The 12137-nt window shown below is 76.2% G+C and carries 7 protein-coding genes; 1 reads left to right on the top strand and 6 read right to left on the bottom strand.

Annotation, left to right across the window (positions count from 1 at the left end):
* Window positions 1-5 precede the first annotated feature (5 nt).
* The 4 genes from ACFYZ3_RS15345 to ACFYZ3_RS15330 form a co-directional block, all read right to left on the bottom strand.
* Complete coding sequence (locus ACFYZ3_RS15345) at window positions 6-965, bottom strand: ABC transporter ATP-binding protein (protein ID WP_388517091.1); 960 nt, start codon at window positions 963-965, stop codon at window positions 6-8.
* Between the two features lie 52 nt (window positions 966-1017).
* The gene (locus tag ACFYZ3_RS15340; RefSeq protein WP_388517089.1) at window positions 1018-3741 is read right to left on the bottom strand and encodes an FtsX-like permease family protein; all 2724 of its coding nucleotides are present in this window, start codon (window positions 3739-3741) and stop codon (window positions 1018-1020) included.
* A gap of 169 nt (window positions 3742-3910) precedes the next feature.
* A complete protein-coding gene (locus ACFYZ3_RS15335) occupies window positions 3911-7204 on the bottom strand; it encodes an FtsX-like permease family protein (protein ID WP_388517086.1) in 3294 nt (1097 codons plus the stop codon).
* 207 nt (window positions 7205-7411) lie between these two features.
* A complete protein-coding gene (locus tag ACFYZ3_RS15330; protein ID WP_011028501.1) occupies window positions 7412-7825 on the bottom strand; it encodes a globin in 414 nt (137 codons plus the stop codon).
* Between the two features lie 88 nt (window positions 7826-7913).
* Here ACFYZ3_RS15330 and ACFYZ3_RS15325 point away from each other — a divergent pair, with 88 nt between their 5' ends.
* Entirely contained in the window at window positions 7914-8888 is a 975-nt protein-coding gene (locus ACFYZ3_RS15325; protein ID WP_388517083.1) for a methyltransferase domain-containing protein, read from the top strand.
* Between the two features lie 30 nt (window positions 8889-8918).
* Here ACFYZ3_RS15325 and ACFYZ3_RS15320 read toward each other — a convergent pair whose 3' ends face one another.
* Together ACFYZ3_RS15320 and ACFYZ3_RS15315 are read right to left on the bottom strand one after the other, a co-directional pair.
* Complete coding sequence (locus ACFYZ3_RS15320; protein ID WP_388517080.1) at window positions 8919-10637, bottom strand: FHA domain-containing protein; 1719 nt, start codon at window positions 10635-10637, stop codon at window positions 8919-8921.
* Window positions 10638-10683: 46 nt separating this feature from the next.
* On the bottom strand, window positions 10684-12066 hold the full coding sequence (locus ACFYZ3_RS15315; protein ID WP_388517078.1) for a VWA domain-containing protein: 1383 nt from the start codon (window positions 12064-12066) through the stop codon (window positions 10684-10686).
* Between the last annotated feature and the right edge of the window lie 71 nt (window positions 12067-12137).

Genomic DNA, 12137 nt, shown 5'->3' with positions numbered 1-12137 from the left:
GCCGCTCAGTGCTGGGGTTCGCTGTCGTCCGGACGTACGGCGATGTGGTCGCTCTCCAGTTCCAGGGCGACGCGGTCGCGCATGCCGAGGGCCGCGGTGTAGTCGGCGGGCAGCTGGAGCCGGCCGGCGCGGTCGAGCATGGCGTACTCGCGGGCGACCACCGTCTCGTGGCCGGTCTCGGCGTCCACCTCGCTGCGGCGCAGGACCTCCGTGGAGGTGCGGCCGTCGCGGATGGCGACGGTGCGGCGGACCTCGCCGGCCACCGCCTGGTCGTGGGTGACGATGACGACCGTGGTGCCCAGGTGCTCGTTGGCCGTGCGGAACGCGGCGAAGATCTGTTCCGCGGTGTGGGAGTCCAGCTCGCCCGTGGGCTCGTCCGCGAGCAGCACGGACGGGTTGCCCGCGAGGGCCACGGCGATGGCGACCCGCTGCTGCTGCCCGCCGGACAGCTGCTGCGGGCGCCGGTCGCGGCAGTCCGCGATGCCCATCAGGTCCAGGAGCTCCAGCGCGCGTTCGGCGCGCGCCGCCCGGCGTCCGCCGGTGCCGGACAGCTGCATGGGCAGCGCCACGTTCTGCGCGGCCGTCAGGTAGGGCATGAGGTTCCGGGACGTCTGCTGCCACACGAAGCCGACCACCGTACGGCGGTAGGCGAGGCGGTCCTTCGCCGTCATCGCGAGCAGGTCGCGCCCCGCGACCCGGGCCGCCCCGGCGGTCGGCGTGTCCAGACCGGCCAGGATGTTCATCAGCGTGGACTTGCCGCTGCCCGAGGCGCCCACCAGGGCCATCAGCTCGCCCTCCCGGACCAGGAGGTCGAGTCCCTGAAGGGCCTGTACCTCCACCCCGTCCGCGCTGAAGATCCGGACCAGGCGGTCGCAGGTGATCAGCGCGTCGTGTCCGTAGGCGGGCCGGTCCCGGGACGCCGTGGCGCGGTCGGCCAGCTCCGCGAGCGTGGGGTCGGTCGTCATCGGGTCTCCTCCGTGTCCGTGTCCGCGGTCCGCCGTGTCTGCGTTCGCGCCTTCACCGCGCGTCGCCCGCCCTGAGTTCCGCCACCGCTCCGCGCCGGCCCGACCACCACGCCTGGACGGCCGCCACCCCCACCGCCAGGACCAGCACCGCCACCGCCGGGACGGCCAGCGACCACGGGTCGGCGCTCAGCTCCGCGTGCCCCGCCGGGGACGTCGTGGCCGGCACCGCGAGGGTCGTCAGGTCGATGCCGGGGGAGAGGAGGCGTACGGCGGCCCAGCCGGTCAGGATGCCGCCCAGAGCCGCGGGCAGCGCCTGCGGGAGGGACTCCAGGACCAGCAGGCGGCGGCCCTGGGCGCGGGTGAGGCCCATGGTCCGCAGCCGGGCGAGGAGCGCGGCGCGTTCGGGGGCGGCGCTCGCGAGGGACAGCAGCAGGGCCAGGGCGGCGTATCCGGCGGCGGCGGCCACGGCGGCCGTGTAGATGCGCTCCCCGCCGGACTGCAACGGGGAGTCCACGTAGGTGCCGCGCTCCTCGGACCGCAGGTGGACGGTGCCGGCGTCGTCCGCCGCCCGGTGCAGCGCGCCCGCGTCCAGGTCGCCGCCGGTCAGCAGCAGTACGTTCGGCCGGGTCGCCCCGGCCGGCAGTCCGGCCCGGTCCACGACGAGGAAGTCGTCGCCGTACACGGCCGGGGTGCGGTCGCGGACCAGCGCGATCCGCAGGGTGGCGAAGGTGCCGTCGGCCAGGCGCACCTGGAAGGTGCCGCTGCCCAGCCGTTCGGCGACCGCGGGGGAGGCCAGCGCCGGCAGGACGGCGTTCGCCAAGCCGCCCTCGGCGCCGTCGGGCCGCCCCAGCTCGCCCGCGGGGAAGGCGCCGAGGCTCGTCCGCCCGGCCAGCGCCGCGTAGTCGGCCGGGTCCACCGTCGCGAGCGGCAGCGCCTGGCGGCCGTCCTGGATCCTGGCCTGGTAGTCGATGCCGACCTCGGTGACCTCCCGCACCCCGGGCGCCTGCCCGAGACGGCCGGCCAGCCCGGCGGGCAGCGCGGCCTCGGCCTCCACCCGGGCGTCGGCGCCGACCGAGAGCAGCGCCGCCCGGTCGCGGGCGTCGGCCACGCCGTTGAGGACCGACCCGCCGAAGGCCGCCACGGTGAACGCGGTCAGCAGCGCGAGCAGGGGCAGCACCGCGGATGCGGAGGTACGGCCCGCCCGGGCCAGCGCGAGCGGCCCGACGGCGCCCCGCAGCCGCCTGGCCGGGCGGGCCAGACCGCGCAGCGGCAGCGGGTACAGGCGCACCAGCACCAGCGCGGCGATCACCCCGACCAGGACCGGGGCCACCGCCACCAGGTCACCGGCGCCGTCCGTCGCCCCGCGCCGGCGCAGCATCTCGACCGCGCCGAGCGCGAGGACCACGACGGTCAGTTCGGCGACGGTACGGCGCCGGGAGGCACGCGCGGACGCCACGTCGCGCCGGCCGTCGTGGATCCGTACGGCGTGGTGGGCGGCGGCGGCCCGCAGCGGCAGCGCGAGAGCGGCCACGGCGGTGACCGCGGCGGCGGCCCAGAGCGCGGGCAGCGGCCGGGCGCCGGGCAGCGCCAGCAGGGCCGCGCCGAACCCGAGGGCGCCCGCGGGCACGGCCACCACGGCCGTCTCGGCGAGCAGCCGCCCCACCATGCCCCGTACGGAGGCGCCGCGGGCCCGCAGCAGGGCCAGTTCGGCGCGGCGCCGCTCGGCGGCCAGGCCGCCCGCCATCAGCAGGACCACGGCGGCGACCGTGCCCGCGCCCGACGCGGCGACGACGACCAGCGGGCCGATGTCGCCGCGGAGCTCCCCGTACGTGGTGAAGGCGGCGTCGAGTCCCGTCGTGGCGTCGGTGAGCGGGTTGATCGTCGCGTGCAGTTCCTCGAGGCCCGGACCGGACTCCAGGGAGGCCACGGCGGAGGCGAGACCGTCGAGGTCGCGGCTGTGCAGGGTGTCCGGGGCGGGGGTCAGGTGCCAGTAGCGGACCGTGGAGGTCACGCCCAGCAGCGCGGGCGCCGCCTCGGGGGCGAGCAGCAGACCGCCGACCCAGTAGGAGGGGTTGGAGGCACCCATCGGTCCCGGTACGCGCCGCAGGGAGGGGGCGCGCAGCAGGGATTCGACGGACCAGTAGGGGCTGTCGGCCTCCTCGGGCGTGACGATGCCGGTGACGCGGACGGTGAGGTCGCGTTGGGCCGGCACGTGGATGACCGAGCCCACCTCGATGTGCAGCGTGCGGGCCGTCTCCTCGGTCACCGCGGCCTGCACCTCGGTGGTCTCGACGCTGGCCTCCCCGCCGGGGACCTCGGGCAGCCGGCCGGAGCTCAGCCGGCTGTGGTCGGCGAGACCGTGCGGGGCGGCGAGGAGCAACTCCGCGGGGAGGCCGTCGGGCCGGGGCAGCCACTCGTCCGGCGAGGGCAGGGTGTCGGTGGTGCGGACGCCGTAGGAGGACCGCTTCCCGTCGATGACGAGCGGCCGTTCGACCACGTCGAGGGTGGACCTGTACAGCTCGGTGAGGCGTTCGGGCCGGACGCTCTCCTCCGTGTGGGCCACCCCTCCGTCGAGATCGGGACCCGTGGTCACCAGGATGCTGCTCTCGTCGACCGGGGCGCGCTCGACGGCCTGGCGCAGACCGGCGTCCGTGTACCGGTCCAGCGCCCGGGGGAACGCGGCGGCCAGGCACGCGGTCAGCGCCACCAGCACCGCCAGCGCGACGGCGGCGCCGGGGGCGGCCCGCAGCCGGGTGCGCACCCAGGGGGCGGTCACGCGGTTCACCGTCCGGTACCTCCCGGTCCTTCGGGGGCCGCCACCGTGTGTGTGCGGCGCGGCGCCCGTGCGGTGGTGGTCACCGGCACGGTGGTGGTCACCGGCACAGTGGTGGTCACCGGCACGGTGGCGGCCCTCTCGGCCGGTGGCGGCGGGGCGGTCACGCGGTTCACCGTCCGGTACCTCCGTGGTCCTTGAGGGTCACCGTCGTGTCGGTGCGGCGCAGGGCCAGTGCCGCGGTGACCAGGAGCGGGACGACGGCCATGCCGGCCAGCAGCAGGGCGACGCGGTCACCCGGCAGGGTCACGTGCACCTCCGGCACGGGGCGGGTGGCCTGCGGGGTCAGTACGGTCAGCGGGATCACCGCCCGGGTCAGGACCGCGCCCAGGGCGGCGCCGGTCAGCAGCGCGAGGCCGGTCAGCACGCCCTGCTCGGCGGCGACCGTCCGGGCCAGCCGGCCGCGCGAGGCGCCCAGGGCACGCAGTACGGAGAACTCGGTGCCCCGCTCGCGCAGCGACCCGGTGGCGCTCACCGCGAAGCCGACCGCCGCGAGCGCGGCCGCCACCAGGGTCGCCGCGGCGAACGCGGCCCCGGGACCGGCGCCGAACGGGTCGTCCCGCAGCCGCTCGGCGACCTCGTCGCGCACCAGTACCTGGGCCGGTGCGGTGTCCGGGAAGGCGCGCAGGCCCGCCGCCGCCTCGTCGGTCTCTTCCGGCCCGGTCCGCAGCCACCACTCGGTGGGCGCGACGGAGGCGCCGTACTTGCTCTGCAGGTGCCGGTTGACCGCGGGCAGGTCGACCAGCAAGGCACCGCCGAACTGCGCCGAGGGGGTCTCGGGCCCGGTGCCCGGCAGCTCGCGCACGGAGCGCACGATCCGCACCGGCACGTCGTGGCCGCCGATCAGCACCGTGACCCGCTGCCCGGTGCTCGCGCCCGAGGAGTCGAGGAAGCGGTCGGTGGCCACGGCGGTCACCTCGGCCGGCTTCGGCTGCGCGACCCGCAGCCGCACGGTCAGCGTGGTGATCTTCCAGCTGCCGGCCTCCGAGTAGCCCGTGGAGTACTCGACGGCGAGCGGACCCGGCTTCAGCAGGCGCGGAGTGGACGGGGCGCCCGGCGCGTCGGGCGTGACCGACGGCGGTGACAGCTCCGAGCCGGCCGTCCAGGTGTCCGGCAGCGGCACCGGGCGGACGGTCCCGTCGGCGGCCGTGGCCGTCACCCGCCGTACCGTCAGGCGGTGTTCCTCGCTCTCACCGCCGGGCTGGACCACCGTGAACTCGACGCCGGTCAGGGTGAGCGGTCCCGCGGAGACGTCCATGTCGAGGGCGTGCTCCCGGCCGTCGGCGGCCAGGGAACCGGCCGCCAGCCGGTACGGGCTGCCCCAGCGGTCCTCGACGGTGACCGTCACGTCCGCCGACCGGGAGCCGGCGAGGGCCGGGTCGAGGCCCGGGACGGCCAGGGTCGCCGCCAGCGTGAGCCGGGCCGTGCCCGCCGGGATCGCCGCGCCCTTCGACGGCTGTTCCGGCGCCATGCCGGACAGCAGCCCGCGCGGCGACTCGTCGGCCAGGTCGGGGCGCATCAGCATCAGGCCCGCCGCGTGCGAGGTGTCCAGCGCGAGCACCGTCGCCGTCCGGTCGCCGGACAGGGAGACCTCGGACCGGGCCGCGGGGGCGACCTCCGCCACCCCCGGGACGCCCGCGACCAGGTCGGTGCGGCCCGGTCCCGGCGTGCCGGAGGCCTGCACCCGGATCGGCGCCCCCGTGCGGAAGTCGGCCTGGTCGTCCTGCGAACGGGACCACGAGGCGCCCTGCCCGATCGCCACCGTGCCCAGCGCCACGGCGAGCACCAGCAGCAGCACCGGGCCCGCCCCGCGCATCGGACGGCGGCTCAGCTGCCAGCCCGCCAGCGCCGCCGCGAGGCCCCGCCCGCTCGCCGCCCGGCGCTCCGCGAGCCGCGCCACCAGCGGCAGCAGCCGCAGCGCCAGCACCGTCCCGGCCAGCAGCGCCAGCGTGGGCGTGGCCACGAACAGCGGATCGACCCCCAGGGTGCCCGGGGCGTCGGCGTCGCCCGTCCCGGCGGCGGAGGTCTGCTGGTCCAGCTGCCAGTAGGCGATACCGGCGATCACCAGCAGTCCCACGTCCGCGCCGGCCCGCAGCCACCCCGGCAGCGCCCGGGGCCGTCCGCCGCCGGCCTCCGGCGCGAGGGTCAGCGCGGGCAGCGTCACCGCCAGCGTGCACCCGAGCGCTGCGACCGCCGCCACCAGCCACACGGTGCCGCTGCCGCCGGCCGTCGGCTCCCAGCCGAGCCCGATCCGGGCCGGCGCCCCCTGCCCGGCCAGCAGCCGGACCAGCGGCCTGGCCAGCAGCGGCGCGCAGAGAAGCGCGGGCACGGCCAGCATCAGCGCCTCCAGCGCGGATCCGGCCGCCAGCCGGGCCCGGGAGGCGCCGCGCGCCCGCAGCAGCCGCAGCTCGCCCGCCCGCTCGACGCTCAGCAGCCGCGCCACCAGCAGCAGCGCGCCGCCCGCGAGCAGCACCAGCTGCGAGGCGATGACCAGGAGGGTGGAACGGGACACCGCCAGCGAACGGTCGAGGCGCTCCAGGATCGCGGGCAGTTCGGTGGTCGCCGCGGTGGTGCCGCTGAGCACCTGCTGCTCGCGCAGCCACGCCAGGCCGCCCCGGGCCGCGTCCCCGAGCGCCTGCGTCCGCCCGGTCGTCAGCGACGAGTAGTCCGCCGTCACCAGCCACCCGGACGACCCCGCGCTGACCCGGCCGCCGCTCAGCGCACCGGGCGGGGCGAGCAGCGGCCCGTACGTCGTGAAGCCGCCCTGCTGGAGGCCGCGCCCGGCCAGGTCGTCCAGGCGCCAGTAAGGTGATCCGGTGTCGACCGGCCGGTACAGGCCGCTCACCACGATGTCCACGGCCGGGCCGTCGAGCCGGTCGGTGAGGGTGAGCCGGTCGCCCGTGCCGACGCCGATGCGCTCGGCGGCGGCCACCGGCACCGCCACCTCGACCGCGCCGTCGGAGCCCCCGCCCGCGTCCCCGCCCCCGTCCTCGGGGAGCCGTCCCTCGTCGACGCGGACCTGCGTCGGGTCGAGCGACGCGAAGAAGGTCAGATCGGGGTCGCCGGACCGCTCGGTCTTGGGCCGCAGGGAGCCGGGCAGCGCGTACGGGCCCGAGCGCACCAGGGTCCGTACCGTCCGCGGCAGTCCGTCGAAGGTCTTCGCGGCGCCCTCGCGCACGGTGGCGTCCGCCGCCGACCGCTGGGCCGCCGGTACGTCCGCCTTCACGATCAGCGCGGCGTCGGCCCCGGTGCGCGAGTCCGCGAGGGAGTGCCGCAGGGCCGCGTCGCCGATGGCGCCCGAGTAGGCGGTCAGGGTGGCCAGCACCGTGGTGGTCAGCAGGACGGTGAGCAGGGCCGCGGCCAGCAGCAGGCGGTGCGCCCGCGCCCGCAGCAGCACGAACCCCATGAGCCCCCCGTACCCCGCCACCCGGCCCCCCGCCGCTGTTGTCCAGACCTCTCCGGGATGTTGTCAGAGGACGAGGTACGGAAGTAAGCGCTTGGGGCTTGGACTTGACCGGATTGTGACCGGAATTCGGCGTCTGATGACCGGAATGCGCCCGTCAGTCAGGGGTCCGACGCCGGAATCGGAGGCCGGAACCGGACGACGGACCGGTCAGCCCGGGGTGTTGATCATCGACGCCGCCGCGTACGTCAGGTACTTCCACAGCGTCTGCTCGTGCTCCTCGGACAGGCCCAGCTCGTCGAGCGCGACCCGCATGTGCTTCAGCCAGGCGTCGTGCGCGGCCCGGTCGACGGCGAAGGGGGCGTGCCGCATCCGCAGCCGCGGGTGGCCGCGGTTGTCGCTGTACGTCGTGGGACCGCCCCAGTACTGCATGAGGAACAGCGCGAAGCGGTCCTCGGCCGGACCCAGGTCCTCCTCGGGGTACATCGGCCGCAGGATCGGGTCCTCGGCGACCCCCTCGTAGAAGCGGTGGACGAGTCGGCGGAAGGTCTCCTCCCCGCCGACCTGCTCGTAGAAGGTCTGCTCCTGAAGCGTGCCGCGCCGAATCTCGTTCACGCCGTCCATGGTCTCAGACCCGGGGGCATAGGACTCAAGACCTAGGACCCCGCCCAGGGACCCTGCCCGCGGCCCGCCCGGCCCGTACTGTGGAGGCATGGGCGGGTACGAGGACCTGGACAGCCTCGCCGCCTCCGCGCGGGCGGAGCTGGTGCGGGAGATCGAGCTGAGCGGCGCCTGGGCGGCCGACCCGGTGTGGCGGGAGGCGTTCCGGGAGGTCCCGCGCCACCTCTTCGTGCCGTACTACTACGTCGGCGTCCGGGGCGGCTACGAACGCCGGTGGGGCGAGGACCCCGACCCGGGCGCCCGCGAGCGCTGGGTGCGCGGCGCGTACGCCGACGCCCCGCTGGCGACGCGGATGCGCGACGGGGAACTGCTCTCCTCCAGCAGCCAGCCCTCGCTGATGGCGATGATGCTGGTGGAGCTGGACGTGCGGGACGGCGACCGGGTCCTGGAGATCGGCGCCGGGACCGGCTACAACGCGGCCCTGCTCGCCCACCGGCTCGGCGACGACGAGCTGGTCACCACCGTCGACCTGGACCCCGAGATCACCGAGTCGGCCCGCCGGCACCTGGACGCAGCCGGGTACCACCCGGCCGTCGTCACCGGCGACGGCGCCCGTGGCGTCCCGGAACGCGCCCCCTACGACCGGATCCTCGCCACCTGCGCGCTGCCCTCGGTGCCGCGCGCCTGGCCGGCCCAGTGCCGTCCCGGCGGCCGGATCCTGACCCCGCTGGCCACCGGCCTGGTCGTCCTCACCGTCCGCGACGCCGAGCACGCCGAGGGGCGCTTCCTGCACACGCCCGCGTACTTCGTGCCGCTGCGCGGCGCGGACCGCGCCGAGCCCGAGACCCCGGGCCTGGGCGGCGTACCGCGGCGGGCCCGGGAGGACGACCTGTTCCGCTTCCTGCTGTCGCTGAGCCGGGGCGGGCTCGATCCTCAGGAGGCGTACGCGCTGTGGGACCGCGAGGACGCCCCGCGCCGCGAGCGCTACGGCATCACCGTCAGCGGCGAACGGTCCTGGGCGTGGCTGGACGACCCCGAGGGGCCGTACGCCTGGCCGTTCGCCTGACGCGGGCCCCTCTCGGGCGTATCGCCGTGCCTATCCCCGGCGGACCGTGATCGTCGTCCAGGCGCCGACGTGCACCCGGTCGCCGTCCTGGAGCGGCACCGGCACGAAGGGCTGGATCGGCTCCTCGCCGCCGTTGACCGTCGTGCCGTTCGTCGAGTTCTGGTCGACGACGGCCCAGCTGCCGTCCGGCTGCTGCACCAGCACCGCGTGCTGGTGCGAGACGCCCGGGTCCTCCGGCGGCACGGCCAGATCGATGTCAGGGGTGTCGCCGGTGGAGTGCCTGCGGCGGCCGATGGTGATCTGGTTGCCGGTGAGCGTGCGCTGCTGCTCGGGCGAGTACGCGGGCAGGTTCAGGCCCGCGGCCTCGGGGCCGGAGCGCTGCATCATCGCCATGAAGTACTCGCGGTCCGGACCGATCGTCGCCGACCAGGTGGTCGGCTGCTGGGGCCGCTGCGGCTGCTGCGGGAAGCCCTGGCCGGGCGGGGGCGGGGGTGCCTGGGTGGCGCCGGGCTGCGGGTAGCCGTAGCCGCCGCCCTGGGCCTGGCCGGGGCCCCCGGGGGCGCCGGACGTGGGCGGGGAGAGCACCCAGTCGTCGTCACCGCCACCGAAGGACGGGCCGCCCTGCTGCGGGCGGTTGGCCTCCTGCGGGAAGGCGGGCGGGGCCGGCGGACCGGCCTGGTACCCCTGCGGGGCGCCACCGGGGCCACCGGGGCCGCCGGGCCCGCCAGGTCCGCCGGCGCCACCGGGCGGGGGCGGGACGGGGCCGGGCGGAGGCGGGACCGGACGCGACGGGTCGCCGCCGAAACCGGGCGGGGCCGGAGGACCGGAGGGGCCGTTCGGGCCGCCGGGGCCGCCCGGACCGTTGAAGCCGCCGGGGCCGTTGGGGCCGCCGGGCCCGTCGGGGCCGTTGGGACCGCCAGGCCCGCCGAAACCGCTGGGGCCGACCGGACCGCCGGGACCACCGGGACCACCGGGACCGTTGGGCCCGCCAGGACCACCGAAACCGCCAGGACCGTTGGGCCCGCCGGGGCCACCCGGACCGTTGGGGCCACCCGGGCCACCGGGCCTGCCGAAACCGCCGGCGCCGTTGGGGCCGCCGGAACCGCCGGGCCCGTCAGGGCTGCCCGGGCCGCCGAAACCGCCGGGACGGTTGGGTCCGTCGGGGCCGCCGAATCCACCAGGCCCACCAGGCCCACCGGAGCCGCCAGGAGCACCGGGGCCGCCAGGAGCACCGGGGCCGCCAGGGCCACCGGGAGCGCCAGGGCCACCGCGGCCCGACGGGTCGGAGCCGAAGGGCGGCGGGCCCGGGGGGATCGGTTCTGCGGGGCGGTTCATCTGGGACGGGCGGGAGCCCTGGTAGTCGTACGAGTCACCGCCGCCGTAGGACGGACCCGCGGGCGGCTGCCCGAACTGCGGCGCCGGGCCGCCGGACGCCGGCGGGCGCGGGGCGGCCGGGGTGTACGAGGTGGCGGTGTTGGTCAGGAAGTTCCACCGGCACTCCTCGCAGAACGGCGCACCGCCCTCACGCGGTGTGCGGCACTGCGGGCACAACTGCGGCTCGCCGCCCGGACCGCCGGGCCCGCCACCGGGACCGCCGGGTCCGCCCGGACCGGCGGGCGGCGGGAAGCCGTAGCCGCCGCCCGGAGGCGGTGGTGGCGGAGGGGGCGGCACGGCACCGGCCATGCGGTGACCGCAGACCTCGCACCAGTCGTCGGAACCCGACTGGTGTCCGTTCGGGCAGGTCGGCATGTCGGAGCTTCCCTCTCTTGCGGGCGTGTCGCGCGGTTGTTGAGCGTCACTTCTTCACACGAACAGTCTTGGTCGACCGGGTCTCGAGAGTCATCTCGTCGGCCTCCTCGACCTTCGCTTTCAGTCGCACAGTACCTGCCGCCGCGTCCACCACGTCCACCACCTTCGCAAGCAGTTTCGCCGTATCCGCGTTTCCGGAGACTCCCGCGAGCTGAACCGCGCGGCCCAGTTTGGCCGTTGCTCCGTCGATGTCTCCCGCTTTGCGTAGATCGAGCCCTTGCTGGATGGCTTGTGCCAGTTCGGCCTGCCCGGTGTAGTGGGCGACTTGGGGGTTGATCGACGTGGAGGCGGTCATGTCGTCGGTCCACACGGCCCGTACGAGACCCTGCGCGCCGAGGTTTCGGACGCTGCCTCCCCCACTCTCGGCTTCGCTCGAGCGGGAGGTGCCCCCAGGCTCCGGGATGACCAGGGAGACGCGGGCGGCGAGCATCTCCTGGCCGAGGTCCGCGGCCGGTACCTCGACGCAGACGTGGTAGTCACGGGACTCGTCGCCCCAGGAACCGGTGGGGTAGTCACCGGCCCGCGGCCCCGCCTCGGTACGGCGGGCGGTCAGCTCCTCGACCGTCGGCGCGACCTGCTTGACGAACTTCACCGTGGTGCCGACCGGGGTCCACAGCCGCAGCGCGACGTCCGCGACCTCCTTGCCCATGGCCGTCTCCATCATCCGCGTGAAGTCGGCGGCCAGGCCCGCCGGATCGGCGACGATGTCGGCGGTGCCGAGCAGGGCGGAGGCGATCCCTGTGACTTCTTTCACCTCCCAGTCGGTGCCCACGCCCCGGGCGTCGCAGGTGAAACGCCCGGCGCAGGCGTCGAGCGCGGCTCTGAGGTCCTCCGGCGACTCGTGCTCGTTGCGGCCGTCGGTGAGCAGGATGCCGTGCCGGATGGCGACGTCCGCGGTGGACAGCAGCCGGTCCGCCAGCCGCAGCCAGGTGCCGATGGCGGTGCCGCCGCCCGCGCTCAGCCGGCGCAGCGCCTGCTTGGCCTGTTCCCGGGTGGTGGCGTCCGCGACCGCGAGCCGGCCGCCGCCCGGGTAGACCTCCTTGGCCACGTGGGTGCCGCCGACCACGGCGAAGTGCACGCCGTCGCGCAGGGTGTCGATCGCGGCGGACGTGGCGTCGCGGGCGTTGCGCATCTTGGTCGGCGGGTAGTCCATCGAGCCGGAGCAGTCGACCATCAACGCCACGGCGGCGGACGGCCCCTGGCCGGGCGAGTACAGGTGGGGCGCGGCGACCGCGCTCCCGACCGTGCCGCCGCCGGTCGCGGTGACCGTGACGATGGCGTTGACCTCACGGCCGCCCTCGGGCAGGTACTCGTTCTGGTAGACGTCCACCGCGAACTGCGGCACGTTCGACTTCGAGAAATTGGCCATGCCGGATCGCATCCCCCTCTACGTCCCCACAGCGGTGGGGGTCTTGGCTTGCTGGCGCGGACCGCCCCCTG

The sequence above is a fragment of the Streptomyces sp. NPDC001599 genome (genome assembly GCF_042893535.1).
GTDB lineage: Bacteria > Actinomycetota > Actinomycetes > Streptomycetales > Streptomycetaceae > Streptomyces.
This window is presented reverse-complemented; position numbering and strand designations above follow the sequence as displayed.